The organism is Kribbella sp. NPDC031520 (assembly GCF_055580825.1).
This window is the reverse complement of record NZ_JBVIKS010000002.1, coordinates 239,600-261,417: the sequence shown is the minus strand read 5'-3', so window position 1 is coordinate 261,417 and position 21,818 is coordinate 239,600. Positions and strand designations below refer to the sequence as shown.

Annotated in this window: 23 protein-coding genes; 11 read left to right on the top strand and 12 right to left on the bottom strand. The window is 69.5% G+C overall.

What is annotated here, in order from left to right:
* On the top strand, nucleotides 1-561 hold the full coding sequence (locus ACZ5BU_RS09845) for a TetR/AcrR family transcriptional regulator (protein WP_465697210.1): 561 nt from the start codon (nucleotides 1-3) through the stop codon (nucleotides 559-561).
* Here the strand turns inward: ACZ5BU_RS09845 and ACZ5BU_RS09840 are convergent.
* Nucleotides 545-1,657 (bottom strand): tyrosine-type recombinase/integrase, encoded by a 1,113-nt coding sequence (locus ACZ5BU_RS09840; RefSeq protein WP_465697208.1) that lies wholly within the window; start codon nucleotides 1,655-1,657, stop codon nucleotides 545-547. The genes ACZ5BU_RS09845 and ACZ5BU_RS09840 overlap by 17 nt on opposite strands.
* 126 nt (nucleotides 1,658-1,783) lie before the next feature.
* Between ACZ5BU_RS09840 and ACZ5BU_RS09835 the strand changes: the two genes are divergently transcribed.
* The gene (locus tag ACZ5BU_RS09835; RefSeq protein ID WP_465697206.1) at nucleotides 1,784-2,953 is read left to right on the top strand and encodes a hypothetical protein; all 1,170 of its coding nucleotides are present in this window, start codon (nucleotides 1,784-1,786) and stop codon (nucleotides 2,951-2,953) included.
* 64 nt (nucleotides 2,954-3,017) lie between these two features.
* Here ACZ5BU_RS09835 and ACZ5BU_RS09830 read toward each other — a convergent pair whose 3' ends face one another.
* Nucleotides 3,018-3,815, bottom strand: a complete 798-nt coding sequence (locus tag ACZ5BU_RS09830; RefSeq protein ID WP_465697204.1) for an NAD(P)H-binding protein — start codon at nucleotides 3,813-3,815, stop codon at nucleotides 3,018-3,020.
* A 56-nt stretch (nucleotides 3,816-3,871) separates the two neighbouring features.
* Between ACZ5BU_RS09830 and ACZ5BU_RS09825 the strand changes: the two genes are divergently transcribed.
* A complete protein-coding gene (locus ACZ5BU_RS09825; protein WP_465697202.1) occupies nucleotides 3,872-4,267 on the top strand; it encodes a winged helix-turn-helix transcriptional regulator in 396 nt (131 codons plus the stop codon).
* A 62-nt stretch (nucleotides 4,268-4,329) separates the two neighbouring features.
* Here ACZ5BU_RS09825 and ACZ5BU_RS09820 read toward each other — a convergent pair whose 3' ends face one another.
* The 3 genes from ACZ5BU_RS09820 to pepN all read right to left on the bottom strand — a co-directional run bounded on the left by ACZ5BU_RS09820 (nucleotide 4,330) and on the right by pepN (nucleotide 9,020).
* The gene (locus ACZ5BU_RS09820; protein WP_465697200.1) at nucleotides 4,330-4,734 is read right to left on the bottom strand and encodes a hypothetical protein; all 405 of its coding nucleotides are present in this window, start codon (nucleotides 4,732-4,734) and stop codon (nucleotides 4,330-4,332) included.
* 232 nt (nucleotides 4,735-4,966) lie between these two features.
* Nucleotides 4,967-6,376: a septation protein SepH gene (gene sepH / locus ACZ5BU_RS09815; protein ID WP_465697198.1), complete on the bottom strand. Its 1,410-nt coding sequence runs from the start codon at nucleotides 6,374-6,376 to the stop codon at nucleotides 4,967-4,969.
* A 187-nt stretch (nucleotides 6,377-6,563) separates the two neighbouring features.
* Nucleotides 6,564-9,020, bottom strand: coding sequence for an aminopeptidase N (gene pepN, locus ACZ5BU_RS09810; RefSeq protein WP_465697197.1), 2,457 nt, complete (start codon nucleotides 9,018-9,020; stop codon nucleotides 6,564-6,566).
* A 34-nt stretch (nucleotides 9,021-9,054) separates the two neighbouring features.
* Between pepN and ACZ5BU_RS09805 the strand changes: the two genes are divergently transcribed.
* The 3 genes from ACZ5BU_RS09805 (at nucleotide 9,055) to ACZ5BU_RS09795 (ending at nucleotide 11,497) form a co-directional block, all read left to right on the top strand.
* Nucleotides 9,055-9,999, top strand: a complete 945-nt coding sequence (locus ACZ5BU_RS09805) for an aldo/keto reductase (protein WP_465697196.1) — start codon at nucleotides 9,055-9,057, stop codon at nucleotides 9,997-9,999.
* The gene (locus ACZ5BU_RS09800; protein WP_465697194.1) at nucleotides 9,996-10,757 is read left to right on the top strand and encodes a YaaA family protein; all 762 of its coding nucleotides are present in this window, start codon (nucleotides 9,996-9,998) and stop codon (nucleotides 10,755-10,757) included. The genes ACZ5BU_RS09805 and ACZ5BU_RS09800 overlap by 4 nt, the downstream gene beginning before the upstream one ends.
* A gap of 110 nt (nucleotides 10,758-10,867) precedes the next feature.
* Nucleotides 10,868-11,497, top strand: coding sequence for an HNH endonuclease family protein (locus ACZ5BU_RS09795; RefSeq protein WP_465697192.1), 630 nt, complete (start codon nucleotides 10,868-10,870; stop codon nucleotides 11,495-11,497).
* Here ACZ5BU_RS09795 and ACZ5BU_RS09790 read toward each other — a convergent pair.
* The 3 genes from ACZ5BU_RS09790 to ACZ5BU_RS09780 all read right to left on the bottom strand — a co-directional run bounded on the left by ACZ5BU_RS09790 (nucleotide 11,494) and on the right by ACZ5BU_RS09780 (nucleotide 14,756).
* Nucleotides 11,494-12,441 (bottom strand): transcriptional regulator TrmB, encoded by a 948-nt coding sequence (locus ACZ5BU_RS09790; RefSeq protein WP_465697190.1) that lies wholly within the window; start codon nucleotides 12,439-12,441, stop codon nucleotides 11,494-11,496. The genes ACZ5BU_RS09795 and ACZ5BU_RS09790 overlap by 4 nt on opposite strands.
* Before the next feature lie 162 nt (nucleotides 12,442-12,603).
* The gene (locus ACZ5BU_RS09785; protein ID WP_465699230.1) at nucleotides 12,604-13,566 is read right to left on the bottom strand and encodes a DUF389 domain-containing protein; all 963 of its coding nucleotides are present in this window, start codon (nucleotides 13,564-13,566) and stop codon (nucleotides 12,604-12,606) included.
* Nucleotides 13,566-14,756 (bottom strand): Cmx/CmrA family chloramphenicol efflux MFS transporter, encoded by a 1,191-nt coding sequence (locus tag ACZ5BU_RS09780; RefSeq protein WP_465697188.1) that lies wholly within the window; start codon nucleotides 14,754-14,756, stop codon nucleotides 13,566-13,568. The genes ACZ5BU_RS09785 and ACZ5BU_RS09780 overlap by 1 nt, the downstream gene beginning before the upstream one ends.
* 109 nt (nucleotides 14,757-14,865) lie before the next feature.
* Between ACZ5BU_RS09780 and ACZ5BU_RS09775 the strand changes: the two genes are divergently transcribed.
* Complete coding sequence (locus ACZ5BU_RS09775; RefSeq protein ID WP_465697186.1) at nucleotides 14,866-15,474, top strand: rhomboid family intramembrane serine protease; 609 nt, start codon at nucleotides 14,866-14,868, stop codon at nucleotides 15,472-15,474.
* On the opposite strand, the gene ACZ5BU_RS09770 is transcribed toward ACZ5BU_RS09775, so the two are convergent.
* Nucleotides 15,467-16,387: a threonine/serine dehydratase gene (locus ACZ5BU_RS09770; RefSeq protein WP_465697184.1), complete on the bottom strand. Its 921-nt coding sequence runs from the start codon at nucleotides 16,385-16,387 to the stop codon at nucleotides 15,467-15,469. The two genes, ACZ5BU_RS09775 and ACZ5BU_RS09770, sit on opposite strands and share 8 nt — an antisense overlap.
* Before the next feature lie 50 nt (nucleotides 16,388-16,437).
* On the opposite strand from ACZ5BU_RS09770, the gene ACZ5BU_RS09765 reads away from it, so the two are divergent.
* Complete coding sequence (locus ACZ5BU_RS09765; protein ID WP_465697182.1) at nucleotides 16,438-18,324, top strand: propionyl-CoA synthetase; 1,887 nt, start codon at nucleotides 16,438-16,440, stop codon at nucleotides 18,322-18,324.
* Here the strand turns inward: ACZ5BU_RS09765 and ACZ5BU_RS09760 are convergent.
* Entirely contained in the window at nucleotides 18,289-19,074 is a 786-nt protein-coding gene (locus ACZ5BU_RS09760) for an alpha/beta fold hydrolase (RefSeq protein WP_465697180.1), read from the bottom strand. The two genes, ACZ5BU_RS09765 and ACZ5BU_RS09760, sit on opposite strands and share 36 nt — an antisense overlap.
* A 17-nt stretch (nucleotides 19,075-19,091) precedes the next feature.
* On the opposite strand from ACZ5BU_RS09760, the gene ACZ5BU_RS09755 reads away from it, so the two are divergent.
* The 3 genes from ACZ5BU_RS09755 to ACZ5BU_RS09745 are packed head-to-tail and all read left to right on the top strand — an operon-like array spanning nucleotide 19,092 to nucleotide 20,202.
* A complete protein-coding gene (locus ACZ5BU_RS09755; protein WP_465697178.1) occupies nucleotides 19,092-19,487 on the top strand; it encodes an NAD(P)H-binding protein in 396 nt (131 codons plus the stop codon).
* Nucleotides 19,484-19,741: an NAD(P)H-binding protein gene (locus ACZ5BU_RS09750; protein ID WP_465699228.1), complete on the top strand. Its 258-nt coding sequence runs from the start codon at nucleotides 19,484-19,486 to the stop codon at nucleotides 19,739-19,741. The genes ACZ5BU_RS09755 and ACZ5BU_RS09750 overlap by 4 nt, the downstream gene beginning before the upstream one ends.
* A gap of 32 nt (nucleotides 19,742-19,773) precedes the next feature.
* Nucleotides 19,774-20,202, top strand: a complete 429-nt coding sequence (locus ACZ5BU_RS09745; protein ID WP_465697176.1) for an OsmC family protein — start codon at nucleotides 19,774-19,776, stop codon at nucleotides 20,200-20,202.
* Here ACZ5BU_RS09745 and ACZ5BU_RS09740 read toward each other — a convergent pair.
* Nucleotides 20,192-20,974, bottom strand: coding sequence for an SDR family oxidoreductase (locus ACZ5BU_RS09740; protein WP_465697174.1), 783 nt, complete (start codon nucleotides 20,972-20,974; stop codon nucleotides 20,192-20,194). The genes ACZ5BU_RS09745 and ACZ5BU_RS09740 overlap by 11 nt on opposite strands.
* Nucleotides 20,971-21,810 carry a hypothetical protein gene (locus tag ACZ5BU_RS09735; protein ID WP_465697172.1) on the bottom strand — a complete coding sequence of 280 codons (840 nt, stop codon included), beginning with the start codon at nucleotides 21,808-21,810 and terminating at the stop codon, nucleotides 20,971-20,973. Before ACZ5BU_RS09735 ends, ACZ5BU_RS09740 begins: the two co-directional genes overlap by 4 nt.
* Between the last annotated feature and the right edge of the window lie 8 nt (nucleotides 21,811-21,818).

Here is a 21,818-nt window from a genome sequence, read left to right as displayed (position 1 = left end):
ATGGAACGCCGCCGCGGTGCCGAACTCGAGTCCGTCCTGCTGGACGCCGCCTGGGCCGAGTTGATGGAGCACGGCTACGCGCAGCTGACGATGGAGTCGGTGGCGGCGCGGGCGCAGACCGGCAAGCAGGTGCTGTACCGGCGCTGGCGGAACCGGGCCGAGCTGGTGATTGCGGCGATGCGGCACCACCTCGGCTCGATCGTCGAGAACGTACCGGACACCGGGTCGCTGCGCGGCGACGTCCTTGGAGTGCTGCAGCAGATGGCCGACCGGTTCACCCAGCTCGGCCCGGACACGATCCACGGGCTGATGGCCGAGGCGCCGGACCTCGACCCGGAGGTGTACAGCCGGATGACCGGCGTGATGGCGACCATCGTGAAGCGGGCCGCGGAGCGCGGGGAGATCGCGACGGCCGAGGTACCCGTCGTTGTCCTCACCGCGCCGACGAACCTGATGCGGCACGAGATCTTCTTCGGCCATCCGCCGGTGCCGTCGTCGACCATCACGGCACTGGTCGACGACGTATTCCTGCCGCTGGTCGGCCTCAGCCGGGAGCTTTGAGGTGCCGGGGTACGGCCGTCATGACGCGGCCGAGGTCGTCGGTGAGAGCGGCGACTCGATCGGCGCGGCCGTCGTCGTCGATGTAGATCATGACGGTCCGGACGTCCGCGTGACCGGACAGCTCCTGGAGGTCTTCGGCGCTGTGGCCGCGACGCTTCTGATCGGTGATCGCGGTAGCGCGTAACGAGTGTGGGCCCACCGTCTCCGGGCGGGGGATCCCGGCAGCCTTGGCGAGCCGGCGGAGCAGGCGGGTGACGTCGTGGCGGTCGAGCCGGTTGCCGTTGGCATCCGCGAGGAGCGGAGCCGGTCCCACGCCTGTCCAGGCAGGCCGCATCGCGCGGTACGAGTCGAGCAGCTCGGCCACCGTGGTCTCGAGCGGTACGCGGATCGACTTACCGCCCTTGCGGGTGATGACGAGCCACGTTCGCCGGCCCTCGTCGTGCCGATCGGTGTCGTTGGCACCGCAGAGCTCGGAGACGCGCAGGGCGCCGGTGTACAGCAGACCGACGATCAGGGCGTCGCGGACGTCGCCGGCTGCCGCGAGCAGCGCGGCGACCTGATCCGCGTCGAGGACCCGCGCCGACGTGGCACGCCGGCCACGGTGGAACTTCGGCCGGTGGTCGTCGTCGGAGATCGGCGACACCACGGGCAGGCCCCAGCCGGTGGCGTACCGGTACAGGCTGGACAGCGTCGACAGGCGGCGCGAGACAGAGGACGGGGCCGCACCCGCGTCCTGCTGATAGGTGAGCCACATCGTCACCTCGCCGCGGTGCAGGTCGAGGCCGAACCGCTCCCGACCGAGCTCACGCCGGGCCCAGTCGGCCCACAGCAGCAGGTCGTCGGCGTACCCGATCCTCGTGTCGCTGCTTGCCCGCCTGGTGCCGCCGAGCCAGAGGACGACCAGTGCGGTGAGCTCGGGGGTGAGCGCTTCGGCGAGCAGGTCGAAGCGGTCGACCGGGGCCGCGCCTGGGTCGTGGAGTGGTCGTCGGCGGCCTAGGGAGCGGCGTACGGCAGCCTCGGTCGCTGCGTCGGGCCTCGGAAGCTCGACGGCAGTCTCCTGAGGGCGGAACACGTGCGGCATCGGCAGATCGTCCACAGGAGAGAAACTAGCGCATAACGGGGATTATGCGCTAAATCAGTTCAGTTTCGTTCAGTCAAATCTCATCGACTCTAACCGAACTCAAACCGGAACTTTATCGACTTAATCCGGTAGGGTGGCGCCATGACGACGACGGAGGCCGAGCCGGTGGCGCGAGCCCGGCAAGGTTTGTGCGAGTTCCCCGGCGTGAGCTGTGCGAACCCGAAGCAGGTCGATCCGGGGACCCCTGGCCGCCCACCGAAGTACTGCGGACGCGAAGGGGCTGGGGTCGACGGCAAGCCTGTCGTCCACAACAAGGCGAACGCGTGGGCGGCGAAGAACCGCCTCGCCCGGCAACCGGTACGCAGCAGTGCCGACACCTTCGCGGAGAGGTCCGGCGGCGGCTCTGAAGCGGCGCCAGGACCGGTGACGGCTGCCCGGATGACGCTCGAGCAGTTGATGAAGGGGAACCTGCCACGCCTGGTGGAGGAGCTGGAGGGATACCTCGCTCAGCTGGCGGAGGCGGTCCGGACGTACGGCGACGCGGAAGCCGTCGCGGCCGAGGTGGAGCAACTGCAGGCGGAGTCGCGCGCCGCGCTGGCCGATCTCGAGCGGCAGCGCAGTGAGGAAGAGCACCGGCGGCGAAAGGCGGAGCAGCGGGCTGTCGACGCCGAGGACGCACGGGAGGAGGCTGACGAGGCGGCTCGGGAGGCCGTCGCGACCCTCGACGAGGCGCGGGTCGATGTAGCGGTTGCCGAGGAGGCGGCAGAACTGGCCCGGCGGGAGGTTGCGGCCCTCCGTGAGAGCGCTGCCGCCGAGCTGGAGCAGATGCGGCAGGAGGCTGCGGCTGCTCGCGAGGCATCAGCTGCCGAGCTGGAGCGCGTACGGGATGACGCCGAGCGGGGGATTCGCGACCTTCAGGCGACGGCGGAGGAACAGGTCCGTCAGGCTCGGAGCGAACTCGAGGCCGCACGCGTTGCCCAGGCCGCAGCCGAGGCCGAGCGTCACACCGCGCAGCAGGCCGTCGACCAACTCCGCGCCGAGCTCCGGCAGGAGCGCGAGCAGCGCCGCGCCGAACTGGACGCCTTGCGCGCGGAACATCGCACCGATCGCGAACAGCTGCGTGCCGACCACCAGGCCCAACTGGCCGACGCCAAGAAGTCCGCCGAAGACCGGGTAGCCGCCATGACCGCCGCCCAGCGAGCAGCCGAGCAATTCGCCGAATCCCTCCGCCAGCAACTGGCCACCCGGCCCACCTCGCCCGCCCCCCAGAACCCGGCACCCCAGCCGCCAACACCTTCCACCGGCGACTGAAGGACGTCCACGACCTACCAGTTAGCCAGTGACTGGTAGGTCGCGATGCAGTCCCTGCTAGGGCTCAGCGGAAGGCGTGGATGTTGCGCGTGACCCAGTCGGCGAAGCTGTGCGGCGGACGTCCGAGCACCTTCTCGACGTCCGGGCTGACCGCCTGCTCGGCGGGCAGCGGCTCGCCGAGTACGTCGAGGGTGGCTTCGACGACCGGTTCCGGCATGAAGTTGAGCATGCCGGCGCGGGCCTGGTCGCGGGTCAGTTCGGTGAAGTTGATCGGCGTACCGATGGCTTCTTCGATCACCTTCGCCTGCTGGCGCGGGGAGATCGCGGCGGGGCCGGTCAGCGTATAGACGGCGCCGGCATGGGAACTGTCGCGGAGGACCGCCGCGGCGACCTCGGCGATGTCCTGCGGGTCGACGGCCGGGAGGGCGACGTCGGCGAACGGGGCGGCCATCGCGCGCTGGGTACGGATCGAGTCGGCCCACGCGTACGCGTTGCTGGCGAAGTTGCCGGGGCGCAGGATCGTCCATTCCAGGCCCGATCCGGTGACGGCGTCCTCGTGGATCGAGGGGTGCCGCTTGGTGGTGACGCCTTGGGAGGAGAGCAGTACGACGTGGGGAACGCCGGCTGTGCGGATCACCTCGACGACGTCCTGGAGGTTGCCGTGGGCAAGGAAGTCGGGAGAGGTGAGGAGGAAGACGGCCTTCGCGCCGTCGAGTACAGGCTTGAGAGTCTCAGGTTTGGTCAGGTCGGCCTGGTGGCCGGCGCCGCTGCGCGAGACGGGGACGACGTCCTCGCCCGCGGCGGTCAGGGTGTCGACGAGGGGACGGCCTACGTTGCCGGTTGCTCCGGTGATCACGATCATGGGTACGACGCTAATCGCCTGGAGATAGTAGATACCTAGAGGATAGTATTGGGTTTGTGATCGAGACCACAGCAGTAGAAGCGGAAGCGGATCCGGTCCAGGCGTGCCCGATCGCGCCGGTCGTCGACCTGGTGTTCAGCCGCTGGACGACACCCATCCTCTGGACCCTGAACGAGTACGGCCGGCAGCGTTTCGTCGAGCTGAAGCGGCGGATCGGTGTCATCACCCCGAAGGTCCTCACCCAGCGCCTACGGCAACTGGAACGCGACGGCCTGATCACCCGGCAGTACTTCGCCGAGGTCCCTCCTCGCGTCGAGTACGACATCAGCCCCCTGGGTCGCAGCCTCGCCCCACTCTTCCACTCGCTGGCCGACTGGTCCCCCAACCTGGCCAAAGTCGACGCCGCCCGAACCCACTTCGACGCCACCGAACCCGCCAATCGCCGCCCGTAGCCCGCTGGCGGGTTGTGTGCGACGGCTGGCCGGCTGCGACGTGCCAGCGACCGCCCAACCGGTCAGGCGGGGATTAGTTCGCGGGTGTGGAGTTGGGCGAGGAGGGTGAAGAAGTGGTCGGTGGCGTCGGCGAGGCGGAGGAGGCCCGCCTCGGTGTGGTGCCAGCCGTAGTCGAGTTTGCCGTCGATGACGTGTTCGTTCAGCGGTATGGCGTACCGGCTCAGGGTGACGCGGGCGGGGCCGGTTTGGGGGTGGTGGTCGCCGCAGCCGCACTCGGCGGGGATGGTGATCGTGGTCAGCGCTTCGGGGGAGTACGTGCGCAGCCCGAGCGTGGTGCCGCGGGCGGTGAAGTGCGCGATCGTTGCGTCAGGCAACTGGACGAGCAGCTCGACCGGTACGGCGTACGAACCGGGAAGCAGCCGGAGACCACGAGATGCGAGCAGGTCGGCGAGAGCCGGGAGATTCATGCGATGTTCCTGTGAGTGCTGTGTCGGCGGGCGGGCCACGGAAAGGACAGGGCCTCGTGCGCCGGGAGCCGGCGCTCGTCAGCGACAACAGCAACAACACAGCATCTGCATGCCGAAGATCATGACAGCCAGAGCGGCCCACCGGCAAACATCGTCCGCGATGTGGGACGACTGTCCGTGATGTGTCAGCAGTCGGGGGACCTAAGCCTGCAGCTCGGACTGGACTGCAGGTTCAGTCGGCCTTCTTGCCGAACATGATCTCGTCCCAGCTGGGTACGCTGGCGCGCTTGCCTCGCCGGGCCGGCTTCTTCTTCGGCTCGGCTGTGGTCTCTTCCGTCTGACCGTTCTCAGCGCCTTCGGGTAGCACCGACTGAGCCTCGGCAGCAGGCGTGGGAGAGACGGTCTCCTCGTGCACCGGTTCGGCTGGGCGGGCGTCCGGACGGCGGGGCTGTTCGGCGCGAGCGGCAGGTGCCGGGCGCGGGTCCGCCGGGCGCGGGTCCGCCGGACGCGGGGCGGCTGGGCGGGACTCGGGCGTACGCGGGTCCGCGTCGCGTGGGTCCGCAGCGGTGGGCTGGGGTTGGCGCGGGTCGGCGCCGTGCGGCTCCGTGCCGCGCTGGCGTACCTCGCCGGGCTGCGCGACGCGTGCCGACTGCGCGTGCTCCGGGCGGGTGCGGGCCGGCTGTTCTTCGGGGTAGTCCTCGGCCGGGGAGGCGAAGGTCGGCGGGTCTGCCGGGCGTTCCACGGCGCGGACCGACGGACGCGGGGCGGGAGGCTGGTCGACGGGAACGTCGATGAGGGTCGGTTCTTCGTCCGGGTTGGGGACGGAGTGGACCCGGCGCGGGCCACGCTCGGCGTCGCGGGTCGTACGGGCTACCTCGCGCTCGGAAACCGGGTGGTTCCGGCGGCGTAGGGCGATCGTGTCCTCGAAGCCTGCCTCGTAGCTGTCGGCGCCGTGGTCGGGTGCGATCAGCGGGTCGATGTCCGCGACCGCGGCCAGCCGCCGCTCACCAGGCTGCGGCTGGACCGGCGTGGGCAGCACCTGCGCCTGCTCACCCACCAGCCAGCGCGCCTCGTCGTCGTCGGGTACGACGTACCGCCCGGGGGCGTCGTACGCGAACATGGCGACCTTCTCGTCCTTCTGCTCGGCCTCATCCTCCGACTCGACGAAGTACGACACCCGCACCGCCCAGCGGCCGTCCTCGCGCCGCCACGCGTCCCACTCGGCCGACGCCGGGTCGACCTGACGCAGCCGAAGCCGGTCGGTCACCCACGCGCCGAGGTTGCGGGTCGGTGCGTCGCCACCACCGCGACGACGGACGGACGCACGCTGCGCAAGGCTGGCGATGTGGTCCCGCTCGGCCAGGACCGGGCCCGCGAACGCCATCACGCGTTCCATCGGCATCTGCGCGACGGCCGCCACCGCCTCGGGACTTTCGCCGGCGCGGATACGAGCCTGGATGTCTCGTGGGCGCAGCGCGCTCTCCATTTGAATCTCCAGCTGGCCGAGTCGGGCACGGTCGCCGCGGAGGGCCGCACGCAACCGGTCGTCGACCGGAACGGCGAACTCCTCACCCGTCTCTGCCACGGCCAGGATGAGTTGCGTCCCATCCTGGCTCAGACCGACGAGCCTCGCCTCGCGCATTGACCTTGTTCTCCTGTGCGGTTCTAGACAGTCTCTCCCGGACGATGGGCCTGACCAAGACCGGCGCGCCGTGCCGCGCGGTCATTGTGGAGGTTACGTCACGAAAACACATCTTGCCTGGTCACCAGGGTCCTCCTGGTCACACCAGTCACATTAGTCACAACACGGTGTGACAGCTGACGAAGGGTCAGCCGGAGAAGGCCGCGCGGACCGCAAGAGCACGATTGAGGTCGTCGACAGCGTCGGAAACCGATCGTCGGACAAAGGCCGACACGGATTCGTCGGCAATCAGTTCAGCGGCCCGGTCGACTGCCCGCTGCTCGACCGTGTACCGCGGGAACACGAGCTTCGTGCTGTCTCTCAGGACCCAGCCGGAGCGGAGCTTCTCGGTACCGGCGATCTCGGCGAAGTACCGGTCGACGTACGGAGCCGTCAGCTCGGTCTGCGTCGGATGCCAGAACCCTTCGCAGGCGGCGTACAGCTCGTAGTTCGCGATCTCCGCGTCGGTGGTGATCTGCGTCCAGGCCCGGTCCTTCGCCTCACGCGTCGGCAGCGCGGCCCGGCAGCGGGTCGCGTGCACGATGCCTTCCGACGACGAGTCCCGCCGGAGCTCGGCGTCGATGCCGGCCTCATCGATCGCGCCGAGCCGGGCGAGCTGCAGGGTGACGATCCAGCGCAGGTCCGCGTCCATCGTGACGCCGTCCGGTACGCCCTCACCCGCGAGCCAGCCCTTCAACCGGTCGACGTCGTCGGAGAATCGCGCGAACCCGCGCGCCACCGACAGCTGCACGCTGCTCCAGGCCTCGACGGTCTCCAGCCGCGCACCCAGTACGTCGGCCAGCTGCCCGCGGTACGGCTCGTACGGCAGGTAGACACCGAGCAGGTGGGTAGCCGACCAGTTCAGCAGCGTGCCGACCGCGATGTCGCTGGTCTCGGTCGGGAGCATGCCGAGTACGACGTCGAACCCGACCTTCGGGTCCAGCTCGGCGTCGGCGACGGCGTCGCGGACGCTGTTCAGTACGACGGCCCGCGTCACGCCGTCGGTGATCTTCGGCAGTACGGCGGCCAGGTTGGCGAGGCTGTCCGCGTCGAGGCGGATCTTCGCCCAGCTGTCGTCGCCGGCGTCCGGGATCACCACCGCGACCGACGGGTCGAGGTCGACGGACACCTCGTCGGCGTCGACCAGTACGTCGACCACGGTGCGGCCGCCGTCGGCGTCGTACCCGGCGACGACGAGCTTGTGCGGTCGTGATGCCGGGTACTCGGCAGGCGCCTTGCGGTGCAGCTTGATCCCGTCGTCCGTACGTACGACGGTCAGCGTGTCGACGCCCGGGGTCCGCAGCCACGCCTGGGCCCAGTTGTCCAGCCCGACCGCGCCCGCCTCGGTCCACTTCGCGACCAGGTCGGCGAAGGTGGCGTTGCCGAACTCGTTCGCGGCGATGTGCGCGTTCACGCCGGCCAGGAAGACGTCGTCACCGAGGTACGCCGCGAGCTGCTTGAGGGTCGCGGCGCCCTTGGCGTACGAGATGCCGTCGAAGTCGTCGAGCGAGGAGGCCGCGTCCTTGACCGCGTCGGCCGCGACCGGGTGGGTCGAGGACCGCTGGTCGGCCTGCAGACCCCACCACTTGCGGATGTAGGCGAAGTCGATCCAGTTGTCGGTGTACTGGGTGGCGGCGGTGGCGACCCGGTGCGCCATGTACTCGGCGAACGACTCGTTCAGCCAGAGGTCGTTCCACCACTTCATCGTCACGGTGTCGCCGAACCACTGGTGCGCCATCTCGTGCACGATGGTCCGCGCCCGCTGGCTGCGTTCGCCGTCGGTCGCCGCGGAGCGGAACACCATCTGGTCCCGGAACGTCACGCAGCCCGGGTTCTCCATCGCGCCGGCGTTGAATTCCGGTACGAACGCCTGGTGGTACTCGCCGAACGGGTACCGGTAGCCGAACATCCGGTGGTAGGTGTCGAACGACTGCTTGGTGACCTCGAAGATGTCCGCGGCCTCGCGGTCCAGCGCGTCCTTGAGCGACTGCCGGGACACGACGCTCAGGTTGATGCCGTCGTGGGAGTCGGTGAGCTGGTGGTACGGCCCGGCGACCACGGTGACGAAGTACGTCGAGAGCGGCTTGGTCTCGGTGAGCTCCCAGCGGCCGGGGGAGACCTGGGTGGAGGCGCCGTTGCCGAGCACGATCCACTCCTGCGGAGCTGTCACCTTGAGCCGGTACGGCGCCTTCAGGTCGGGCTGGTCGAAGCAGGCGAAGATCCGCGGGCCGGCGTCCAGGAACGACATCGCGTACGTGTAGACGAGGCCGTCGGCGGCGTCGACCGCGCGGTGCAGGCCCTCGCCGTCGTGCGAGTACGCCATGGTGGCGACCACGACCAGCTCGTTCTCCGGCTGCAGGCCGGTTAGCTCGAGCCGTCCGTCGTCGAGGCCGGCCACGTCGACGGCCGTGCCGTTGAGCGTGACCGAGAGCAGCTCGTCCGGTTTCACGTCGACCCAGGTCGATGGACTGGATGCCTTGAACCTGATCGTGGTGGTGGATCCGAACGTCGACTCGCCTTGGGTGAGGTCGAGATCGACGTCGTACGACTGGACGGAAAGCGCGGCGGCCCGGGTGCGAGCGCCGTCGACGGTGAGACTCGGCATGAGGGCCACTGTATGCCGAGACTAGGCTGAGGACATGAGTCAGATGGAGTACCGGCAGTTGGGTGACTCGGGGTTGACGGTCAGCGTGGTCGGACTGGGGTGCAACAACTTCGGGCGGCGGCTGGATGCCGGCCGTACGGACGCGGTGGTGAACGCCGCGGTCGACGCCGGAATCACGCTGTTCGACACCGCGGACATCTACCGCGGCGAGCACGGTTTCAGCGAGGAGCTGCTCGGCAAGGCACTCGGCTCGCGCCGCGACGAGGTCGTGATCGCGACCAAGTTCGGCGGTGACATGCTTGGCGTGAACGGGCCGGACTGGGGTGTCCGCGGCTCGCGGCGGTACATCCGCAGGGCCGTCGAGTCCAGCCTGCAGCGGCTCGGCACGGACTGGATCGACCTCTACCAGCTGCACTTCCCGGACCCGGTGACGCCGATCGAGGAAACCCTCTCGGCGCTGTCCGAATTGGTTGCCGAGGGCAAGGTGCGGTACATCGGCAGCTCCCAGTTCGCGGCCTGGCAGGTGGTCGACGCGGACTGGACGTCGCGGGCCGGCGGCCTCGAGCACTTCGTCAGCGCCCAGAACCAGTACTCCCTGCTCGACCGCGACGTCGAGGACGAACTGGTCCCGGCCTGCGAGCACCTCGGGATCGGCATCCTGCCGTTCTTCCCGCTGGCCTCGGGTCTGCTGTCCGGCAAGTACAAGCGGGGTACGTCGGCACCCGAGGGCAGCCGCCTCGCGACGCAGCCGGAGCGGCTCGCGGGCGCCGACTTCGACAAGCTCGAGGCGCTGGAGACGTTCGCCGCCGAGCGGGACCTGACGATGATCGACGTGGCGATCGGCGGCCTGGCCGCGCAGCCCGCGGTCGCGTCGGTGATCGCGGGCGCGACGTCGCCGGAGCAGATCACCCAGAACGTCGCCGCCGGCACCTGGAACCCGACCCCCGCCGACCTCGCCATTCTGGACGAGCTGACGTGACGCTCATTCTCCTGCCGCCGTCCGAAGGCAAGACCGGACGGTCGCGTGGTCGCGCGGTCGATTTCGGGACGCTGTCGTTCCCGGAGCTGAACCCCGTGCGCGAGCAGGTCCTGGAGACGCTCGCGAAGGTGTCCGCGTCCGCCGACGCGCACGACGTACTCGAGGTGGGGGCGTCGCTGCAGCACGAGGTCGAACGCAACACCCGGTGGCGGACGGAGCCGTCGGTCCCCGTCTCCGAGCTGTACTCCGGTGTCCTCTACGACGCCCTCGGGTACGCCACGCTCTCCGCCGGATCGAAGCGCCGCGCCGCGAACCGGTTGCTGGTGATCTCGGCCGCGTGGGGCGCACTGCGCCCGGCCGACCGCGTCCCGCCGTACCGGCTCTCGATGGGTACGACACTGCCCGGGCACGGACCGCTGGCGTCAGTGTGGCGCGACCCGCTGAATGCGGCGCTCAAGGACGTCGACGGCGTGATCGTGGACTGCCGTTCGTCGACGTACGTCGCGGCGTGGCGGCCGAGCGGTGCGCAGGCGGACAAGTGGGTGTCGGTGAACGTGGTCCGCGAGCGCAACGGCGTACGGACCGTCGTCTCGCACAACGCGAAACACACCCGCGGCCTGGTCGCGCGGCACTTGCTTGAATCCGGCAAGGATCCGGGGACGGCGAAATCCCTGCACAAGCTGGTGAACGAGCGGTGGAACACCGAGTTGGATCGCGCGGGGGCCGGTTGGACCCTGACCGTCGTGGAACACGACTGACGTTCACTCGACTGTCACTGGTGAGTGGTTTCCTACAGTGCGTGATCGGGGAAGGCTGAGGGCAGCAACGTCAGGGGGGATCCGCCCGCCCAATCTCGGAGGCCTGACCGATGCGACGTACGACCACTATTGCCACCACAGTGGCAGCGGCAGCGACTGCCTGGGCCCTCAGCGCCGGACCGGTGCTGGCCAGCCCGCCGACCCCGCCGTCGGCGACCACCGCCGCGACCGAGCTCGCGAGCCTGACGGTGAAGGCCGAGGGCTCGACGACCGGGTACAGCCGTGACAAATTCCCGCACTGGATCAACCAGTCGGGTACGTGCGACACCCGGGAAGAGGTCCTGAAGCGTGACGGGACCGGCGTGACCGTCGACAGCAGCTGCCAGCCGATCAGCGGCAGCTGGTACAGCGTGTACGACAAGCAGACCTTCACCGACTCGTCGGCCGTCGACATCGATCACATCGTGCCGCTGGCCGAGGCCTGGAAGTCGGGCGCCAGCGGCTGGACGCAGACCAAGCGTCAGGACTTCGCGAACGACCTGACGATCTCGCAGCTGATCGCGGTCTCGGCATCGAGCAACCGCTCGAAGGGCGACAAGGACCCGTCGGAGTGGCAGCCGACCAACACCGCGATCCACTGCCTGTACGCGCGGTACTGGATCTGGGTGAAGTACACCTACAAGCTCTCGCTGCAGTCCGCCGAGAAGACCGCACTGCAGGACATGCTCAGCACCTGTTAGTCCTCGAGGAGATGGCGGCGCTGGGCCTGGATGCCGGCCTGGAAACGGGTCCGGGCGCCCAGCGTCTCCATCAGTTCGGCCACGCGCCGGCCGACGGTGCGGCTGCTGAGGGCGAGCTGCCGGGCGATGGCGTCGTCCTTGAACCCGGCGGCGAGCAGCGTCATCAGCCGCGCGTCGGTCGGGTCCGCCTTGGCCGCCGGTACGACGGGAACGGCCTGGTCCCACAGCAGCCAGAACATCTCGATCAGCGCGTCGAGCAAGGCGCAGGGATGGACGACGAGAGCGCTGTCGACCAGCTGGTCGACGGACAACGGGAGCAGCGCGATCTTCCGGTCGAAGACGGCCAGCTTCATCGGCACCTGCGGATGGACCCGGGACGTCTCGCCCGCGTCGGCGGCGCTGAACGCCTCGTCGACCCCGCCCGGAATGTCCAGTGAGTCGGGCGAGTAGATGCCGTGCACAACGACGCCGTCGCCGAGCAGCCCACGGACGGTGCTGTCGGACTCGTCGGCCCGGGCGACGTACGGTGGCCGGTCGAGGACGAGGAGCTGGTTTCGCGTCCCGTTCAGCAGCTGCGCGAAGCGGGCCGCGATCGCCTCCTGGCCGACGATCACCTCGACCAGGTTCTCCGGCCGGTACTGCTCCTGCGTACTCAGCTCCGACAACAGCACCCGGGCCTCGGCGCGGACGCGGTCGAGCTCGGCCCGGCGTACGGCGACCAGCGCGTCCACCGCGACGTCCGGACGGGTCGGGATCAGCCGGACCGGGTCGTCGGATGTGGCCGTCAGCAAGCCGAGCTTCTCCAGCCGCCCGACCATCTCGAGAACGTCGGACTCGTCCCGGCCGAGAACCTCGGCGAGCTGCCGGAGCTCGCAGCCCGGCGCCGACAGGACAGCCCGGTACGCTTCCTCGTCAGGCGGCTCCACCCCAACCGACTCCAGCATCCGATCAGGCTATCTCGTCTGCCGGACCGTCTCGACCCGTTTGGCGACTTCACGTCATGGCCGACATCCGTCAGTGCCCGGACAGGTGCACGACCCCTCCCGGTGGGGTATGTCTACCTTGCTGGGCGCGCGCGGATCGGACAGGGGACGCCCGGTCAAGCCTCAACGCGCGCGCCCGCCCTTGACCGGACCTGCCGAGCGCTTCACCCGCAGGTAGCTGCGCCAGATCACCCGCTGCAGCATCAGGGTCAGCACACCCGCGGCGGTCATCCCGGCCAGGTTGATGCCCAGTTGAGCCGCCGATCCGCCGATCTGGTGCGGCGCCCAGAGCGCCAGCGACAGCGCGAGGTCGCCGGCCGCCGGGACGGTGGTGACCGAGATGAACACCCCGACCAGGGCGTTCCCTCGACCGGCGGTCTGCGACAGCACACCGGCACAGCCCGCGAGTACGGCGACCACCGCCGACCACCGGTCCGGGCGCCAGATGAAACCGGTCAGCGGCCGCCCTGCGGTCACGTCGGTGACATCGACCCAGCCGACCGCACGGGCCAGCAACGCGGCGATCGCGGTCAGCACTATCGCGATCAGGAAACCTTTGACCAGCAGTACGAGCGACGCACGCGACAGCCCGCCCTTGCGCAGGAAAATCCCGACGGCGAGCGCCGCGACCACACCGAACTCGGGCCCGACCACCATCGCGCCGACGACCAGGATCGAGGAGTCGGTGACCACCGCGACCGAGGCGATCATCGTCGCGAGCGTCAGGAACACGTAGTACACCCAGGAGCCGCCGGCTTCGTTGTACGCCTGGTCGACGACCGCGTCCCAGATCACCGCGTCGTCGGGTGCGCCGGGCGCGGCCTTCTCCGCCGCCTGGGCGTTCCGCGACGGTGCCGCGTCGACGGAGCTCAGCGCCACGGCGCCGTCGTCGTACAGGCCCTCGGCGCGGAGGAACGCGAGGATGTCGGAGGTTGCCTCGCGGGTGACGTCGCACTCGATCATGTCGCCCTCGGGGCGGCGGGCCGCACCCGGGATGCGCACGATGCTCGTCACGCGCGGGTCGGCGACGAGGGTGTCGAGGACATGGTCGCTGCGGTCCGGCGGAGCGATCAGACGAAGGTGCATCACGGGCGCCATGCTCTCAGGCCATCGGTCGAAGGCGCTCCTGGGTGCGTTCGTGGCCGCGCCGCGAACAGTACGGTCGCCAGCGCCGCGAGCCCGGTGCCGACCGCGATCCAGCCGAGGGCGGGGTAGCCCGCGCCGGCGTCGATCGCGAGACCGCCGAGCCACGGTCCGGCGGTGATACCGACGTTGAACGCGGAGAAGTTCGTGGCGGTCGCCAGCGTCGGCGCGTCCCCGGCGAGGCCGAAGACGCGGGCGTTCAGCGCCGGGTTCGCGGCGAAGCCGAAGCCTCCCAGCAACATCACGACGCCGATCGTCAGCACCGGGACGGTAGCCGTCAGCGCGAGCACGGCCGACAGAACCACGAGCCCCGTGATGCTGATGAACAACATGTGGAACGGCAGTGCGTCGGCGAAGCGGCCGCCGACGTTGATCCCGATGAAAGACCCAAGACCGTACAGAGCAAGGATGGCTGGGACGGCGCTTGACGGCAGGCCGGTGGCTTGGGTGAGGAGCGGGGCCAGGTAGCTGAAGATGACCAGGATCGTTGCCGTGACGAGGGCCGTGGTGCCGAACGCGAGCCAGAGGCGGGTGTTGCGGAGTACGCGGAACTCGTCGGTCAACCGGGGGGCCTGCGCGGGGTCGGGCCGGCCGGCGGCAACCGTGGTGACGACGCCGGCCATCGCGAGTACGCACAGGCCGGCCACGGTCCAGAACGCCGACTGCCAGCCGAAGTGCTGACCGAGGACGGTCCCGAGCGGGAGACCGATGATCGTCGCGATCGTGAGCCCACCGGTGACGACGCTCATTGCCCGCGCCCGGCTGTCGGCCTGCACCAGCGTCATGACCGTGACCGCGGCCACCGACCAGAACCCGGCGTACACGAATGCGCCGACAACCCGGGTCGTGAGCAGTACGGCGTAGTTCGTCGTCAGCGCGCCCGCGACGTGCGTCAGCGCGAAGATCGCGAGAAAGACGAGCAACGCCGTACGCCGGGACCAGCTCAGCGTGACGACCGCGAGCACCGGCGCCCCGACCAGCATGCCTATCGCGAACGCGGAGATCAGCAGCCCTGCCTGAGGGATCGACACGTGCAGGTCCGCGGCCAGCTCGGGCAACAGCCCGGCCAGCATCAACTCGGACGTGCCCTGCGCGAAGATGCTCAGCCCCAGGACATAGACAGCTACCGGCATCGTTCCCCCTCACTCGACGACTGCCACTCGCAGTATCGCAGAGGTCACGTTCCGCTGTCGCCGCGCCTGTCAGAGGCTGAGACTTGGCGAGATGGGGCACTGTTGAGATATGAGCTCGCAGACCCCGGCCAAGCGGACCGGGCGGAGTGTGGACACTGCCAAGATCGGTGGTGGGCTGAGGTTGCTCGGCCTCCTCGTCGGGCTGATGTGGCTGATCGAGGTCGTCGACGTCGCGCTGAACGGCTCGCTCAACCAGTACGGCATCATCTCCCGCGAGCCGCGCGGCCTGGTCGGGATCGTGACCGCGCCGTTCCTGCACATGGGGTTCGGGCACCTGATCTCGAACACGCTGCCGCTGGTCACGCTCGGCGTCTTGATCGCGGTCAGCGGCGCGTCTCGCCTGTTCGCGGTGACCGCGATCGTGACGGTGCTGGGCGGTTTCGGCACCTGGCTGGTCTCGCCGCCGAACGTGATCACGATCGGCGCGAGCGGCCTGGTCTTCGGGTACGCGACGTACCTGATCGTGCGGGGCCTGTTCAACCGCCGGCTCGTGCAGGTGCTGATCGGCATCGTCGTCGTGATGGTGTGGGGGAGCGCCCTGCTGACGAGCCTGCTGCCGCAGGACGGAATCTCCTGGCAGGGTCACCTGTGCGGCGGCATCGCCGGTCTGATCGCGGCGTGGGTGCTCGCCGACGACAAGCAGCCAAGAGCTAAGTGAGCGTGCTGGGGTCCGTGTTCGCACCGCACACGACGACCACGACCCGCTCGCCGGCCGCCGGTTCGTAGGCGCCGGACAGGAGGGCCGCGTACGCCGTGGCACCGCCGTGCTCGGTCGCCAGGTGGTACGTGTTCCACAGCTGTTTGCGGGCGGCAACGATCGAGTCGTCGTCGACCAGGACGGACCGTACGTGATGGTCCTGGACTGCTTGGAAGGCAAAACTGCCGAGGCGGCGGGCGCCGAGCGAGTCCGCCGCGACGCCTCCGACGGGACCGTCGGTCGGCTGTCCGTGCTGCAGCGCGCGATGCATAGTGGCGGCAGCGGCCGGCTCGACGCCGATGACCTGGGCGTTGTCACCCAGAGCGGTGGCGATGCCGGCGATCAGCCCTCCGCCGCCGACCGCGACCAGGACGGCGTCGAACTTCGCGGCCTGGTCGAGCAGTTCGAGACCGACGGTGCCTTGCCCGGCGACGATCTCCGGCTGGTCGTACGCGTGCACGAGCACCGCCCCGGTTTCCTCCCTCGCCGCGAGCGCCGCCTCGTACGCCTCGGCGTACTCGTTCCCGATCTGGACGACGTCCGCGTCGAGCGTTCGCAGCTTGGCCAGCTTCGCTGCCGGCGTGGTTGCGGGGACGAAGATCCGGGCCGGTACGCCGAGTTCGCGGGCCGCGTACGCCGCGGCGAGCCCGTGGTTGCCGCCGGACGCCGCGACGATGCCCTGTCCGGTCAGCTCGCCGCTCTCCTTCGCGCTGAGCAGCCGGTTGAACGCACCGCGCGGCTTGAACGAGCCGGTGTGCTGGAGCAGCTCGAGCTTGAACGTGAGTCCGGGCGCGACCTGGATCACCGGAGTACGCCGTACCCGTCCGGCGATCCGCTCCGCGGCACGCTGTACGTCGTCGAGGCTTACCGTCATGGCTCAACCCTGCCACGATGGGGAGCAGCCGACGGACGGGAGGCCTTCTGATGGGCGCGTACGAGGAGAGCTACCGGCGGAGCCTGGACGACGCGCACGGGTTCTGGCTGGAGGCGGCCGAGGCGATCACCTGGACGCGGCCACCGACCCGGGCCATCGACGCGACGAACGCCCCGATCTTCCGCTGGTTCCCCGACGGCGTGCTGAACACGTCGTACAACGCCCTGGACCGCCACGTCGAGGCGGGCGACGGCGAGCGGACCGCGCTGATCTACGACTCACCCGTCACCGGGAGCGGCGCGTCCTTCACCTATGCCCAACTGCGCGACGACGTGGCCCGGTTTGCGGGCGCACTGGCGTCCCTCGGTGTCGGCAAGGGTGACAGGGTCATCGTCTACATGCCGATGGTCCCGGAGGCCGTCGTCGCGATGCTCGCCTGCGCCCGGCTGGGCGCGATCCACTCTGTCGTCTTCGGTGGCTTCGCCCCGCGCGAGCTCGCGGCCCGGATCGACGACGCCGGCCCGAAGGTGATCGTGGCCGCGTCGTGTGGCATCGAGCCGGCCCGGGTGGTCGAGTACAAGCCGATCATCGACGAGGCGCTGAAGATCTCGTCGCACCAGCCGGCGCACACCGTCGTACTGCAGCGCCCACAAGCCGTAGCGCAGCTGGGGGAGCGCGACCTCGACTGGTCGGAGTTGGTCGCGAAGGCCGAGCCTGCCGAACCGGTGCAGGTCGCGGCGACCGATCCGCTGTACATCCTCTACACGTCCGGTACGACGGGACGCCCGAAAGGCGTGGTCCGCGACAACGGCGGGCACGCGGTCGCGCTCGCCTGGACGATGCGGAACGTGTACGACATCGGCCCGGGCGACGTGTGGTGGACCGCCTCCGACGTCGGCTGGGTCGTCGGCCACTCGTACATCGTCTACGCGCCGCTTCTGGTCGGCGCGACGACTGTTCTCTATGAGGGCAAACCGGTCGGCACGCCGGACGCCGGCGCGTTCTGGCGGGTGATCTCCGAGCACGGCGCGAAGGCACTGTTCACCGCTCCGACCGCGATCCGCGCGATCAAGAAGGTGGATCCTGAGGCCGCCGAGCTGACGAAGTACCCGATGGACTCGTTCCGGACGCTGTTCCTGGCCGGGGAGCGGCTCGACCCGGAGACGTACCACTGGTCGCACGACCACCTGGGCGTACCGGTCGTGGACCATTGGTGGCAGACCGAGACCGGCTGGCCGATCGCGGCGAATCCGCGCGGGCTCGAACCGCTGCCGACCAAACCCGGCTCGGCGACCGTGCCGATGCCGGGCTGGAACGTCCAGATCCTGGACCCGTACGGCAAGGAGCTGCAGCCGCACGAGGAGGGCTCGATCGCGATCAAGTTGCCGCTGCCGCCCGGCGCGCTGCCGACGCTGTGGGGCGACGACCAGCGCTACATCGACAGCTACCTGAAGGAGTACGACGGGTACTACCTGACCGGCGACGGCGGCTACATCGACGACGACGGCTACATCTTCGTGATGGGCCGCACCGACGACGTGATCAACGTGGCCGGGCACCGGTTGTCGACGGGTTCGATCGAGGCCGTGGTCGCGGCGAACCCGGCCGTCGCGGAGTGTGCGGTGATCGGCGTCCACGACCCGTTGAAGGGACAGTTGCCGCGCGCGTTCGTCGTCCTCAAGGCCGGCGCTTCGGTGTCGGAGGACGTACTGCGCGACGAGCTGGTGGCCGCGGTACGGCGGGAGATCGGGCCGGTCGCGGCGTTCCGGGACGTGTCGGTGGTGGACGCGCTGCCGAAGACCCGCTCCGGCAAGATCCTGCGCCGCACGATGCGCGGAATCGCGGACGGCCGCGACGAGCCGGTGCCGTCGACCATCGAGGACGCCGCCGTACTCGACGCGCTACGGCCGGTGCTGCGCGGCGCTCAGGAAGGCTAGTACTGCGGGGCTTGCGACGTCGCGGAACTCGTGGAAGTAGGCGTGCCGGGCGCCTTCGATCAGCTCGGCACGCGCGTTCGGGATCCGGTCGGCGAGGAGCCGCGCGTTGGCGGCGGGGCTGAAGATGTCGTCGGTGCCGTGCAGGACGAGCGTCGGCGCGGTGATACCCGGGAGGCCGTCCCAGGCGTCGTGCTTGTTGCTCGCGACGAGGTGACGGGCCTTCGCGTACGACGGCATGCTCGTGTCGCCCAGTACGTGGTACGGGCCGGGGTTGCCCTTCAGCCATGCCGGTGTGTACATCAGCTCGAGCAGCACCTGCTCGGTCCGCGCGGGGTCGGCCAGCGCTCTGCGGATCTCCTGGCTGCGTTCGTACCCGTGCGCCGCGCCGGGCGAGGTGCGTCCGAGGACGAGTTTGCCGACCCGCTCGGGTGCATCGATCGCGAGCCATTGCGCGACACGTCCACCCATCGAGGTCCCGTAGATGTGAGCGGTGTCCAGACCGAGGGCGTCCAGCACGGCGGTGACGTCCTGCGCGAACCCGCGCGTCGTGTAGACCTCATCGGGCTTGTCGCTGTCGCCAGTTCCTCTCCAGTCGAGGGTGATCGTCCGGTACTGCTGCTCGAAGTCCGGTCGGACCGCGTCCCACCACGTGTGGTTGTTGGACTGTCCGGCGAGCAGTACAAGTGGTTGCCCTTCGCCACGAACCTGGTAGGCGATCCTGGTCCCTTGAGCGGTTGCGGCGTACGGCACAGAGATAGTGTGCAGGTATGCGAGTCGTGATTGCGGGTGGACACGGGCAGATCGCGCTGCGGCTGACGCGGTTGCTGAGCGCCGACGGGCACGAAGTGGTCGGGGTGGTGCGGAACCCGGACCACGAACCCGACATCGCGGCGGCCGGTGGTCAGGCCGCCGTACTCGACCTCGAACAGGCCGACATGTCCGCGGTGGCGGACGTGCTGCGGGGTGCCGATGTGGCGATCTTCGCGGCCGGTGCCGGACCGGGCAGTGGGAACGCTCGCAAGGACACGGTCGACCGCGGCGCGGCCGCGCTGTTCGCGGACGCCGCGGAGCAGGCCGGCGTTCGGCGGCACATCCAGGTCGGCTCGATGGGCGCGGACGGGGCCGACTTGCTCACCGACGACTCGACCTTCACCGTGTACTGAAGGCGAAGTGGGCGGCCGAGGAGGACCTGCGCGCCCGCGACCTGGACTGGACCGTGCTGCGGCCGGGCGGGCTGACCGACGACCCTGGCACCGGCAAGGTGAACCTCGCCGACAAGACCGGGAACGGCCGGATCACTCGCGACGACGTCGCGCTGGTGCTGGCCGGCCTGTGTGACACTCCGGCCGCGATCGGCCGGACGCTCGAGCTCGTGGCCGGCGACACCCCGGTCCACGAGGCCCTTGAGAACCTCTGACGTTGCCAAAAGCAACAGAATGTGACGGGACGATGGCAGACACACTCCGCCAGGTCAGCTTCGAACGCCTGGCGAACAGCAGCTACGAGGTGAAGAACGCCCGGGGTGGCACGATCCGGATCGGGTCCGGCGGCGACGACACCGACTTCACGCCCGTCGAGCTGCTGCTGGCCGCGATCGGCACCTGCTCGGCGATCGACGTCGACATCGTGGTCAGCCGGCGCGCGGAGCCGACCGAGTTCAGCGCGGTGGTGCGTGGCGACAAGATCCGGGACGCCGACGAGGGCAACCGGATGGAGAACCTCGCGGTCGAATTCACCGTGCACTTCCCGGACGGGGAGGACGGCGACAAGGCCCGCGAGGCGCTGCCGCGGGCAGTGAAGATGTCCCACGACCGGCTCTGCACGGTCAGCCGTACGGTCGAGCTCGGTACGCCGGTGACCACCACGGTCAACGACTGACCGCCAGGAACTCGCTGGCCGGCCGTAGGCGGGTCTTCAGGAGTTGTTGCGTACGTCGGCTGTCGAGTTGGATGTCCGACGGTGCTCCTGCCGCGGCCGGCAGTACGCCGGGGTCGAGGCCGTCGCGGGTCGCGATCAGGCAGCCGAGCTCGTGACGGCTGAGCGCTTGCGGCCCGGAGACGTGGACGATGCCGGTGGCGTCGCTGACGAGTAGTTCGAGGAGTGCTGCGGCGAGGTCGCTGACGTGGACGGGGCAGCGGATGTTCTCGGTGTAGAACGCGCCGGGTTCGCCCGCCGCGAGGCGTCGTACCCGCTGTTCCTCGCCCGAATCACCGTGCGATCCGACGATCAGCGACGTACGGGCGATGAGTGCGTCCGGCCGGAGTGCATGGATGGTGGTCTCGGCGGCTGCCTTCGCGGCGCCGTATGGCGTGGTCGGGCAGGGCGGCTCATCCTCGTCGTACGGGGCGGCGCGCGAGCCGAAGACCGCGTCGCTCGACACGAACACGAACCGCGCCCCGTCGGCCGCGAGCGCGACGTTGACCGCGCCGTCGGCGGTGGTCGCCCAGTCGTCCTGCCGGTAGGCGGTGTGGATGATGGCGTGCGGGCGTACGTCGCGGATCACCGCGCGGACGTGGTCCTTCCGCCGTACGTCGAGTTGTACTCCACCCGGCACCGGCTGCGAGTGGTACGCCGGCACGACGTCGTGCTCGGCAGCGCGCACCAATTCGCACCCCAGGAGTCCCGCAGCTCCGGTGACGAGAAGCCTCACCTGACAACTCTATGGCGTGCGAGCCGCCAGCCGGTGGTGCGCGTGGCGCGCTTCACCTCGGCGACGGTCCGCACCTTCCGCGGCGACATCCATGATTGCGACGGCTTGTGCAACATCCAGCCGTCCCCGATGGTCAACGCCGCGTGCTGAACTGCGTGCGCCGCATCCCGCCAAACGAAGACAGTCCCTGGAACGTCGTCCTTCCCACCTGGCTCGGTCTGCGCAGTAAGCCATTCCTCGAACGGTTCCCGCATCATCCAGACGCTGTCCGCGCCCTCCACGCCACACGCCGCCATCACAGTCCCGAAGCAGTTGGGCCCACTCCCGTTCGCAAACGTCCCAGCCAACTCCCGCGCCCGCGGAAACCTGGCGGGCCAGGAGTGAACCTCCGCATGTCTACTTGGGCTTAGGCCCCCACTGACAATCACCGGCAGTACCGCAGCCGGTCTACTCAGGAGCGACTTCCACCAAACGAACCGGTGCCCATCCGCCTGCTGTCTGACGTCGGACCCGAGAACGTGCGACCACCTTCGTGTGGTCGGCACCGCCCCGCGGCCGCACGTGACCTGCTGGCGGACCAGCGCTGCACGGGTGGGTCGAGGCAGCTCGAGGAACACCTGCTCGGTCAGCCAAACAGTCCGTGTCGCCTTCGCGTCGATCGCGTAGATCCAGTACGTGTCCCGATCCTCGCGACTCGGTTCGCGCTCACCGCTCGTCAGCTTCCAACCGCGAGCCTGTTTCGGCGTGACGAAGAACGGCTGCTCATCGGGCGCCAGCCACTCGACCCATCGCTCCAGGAGGTCGGGGGAGACGTCGATACCGAGCACGTTCAGCACCGGGCAAC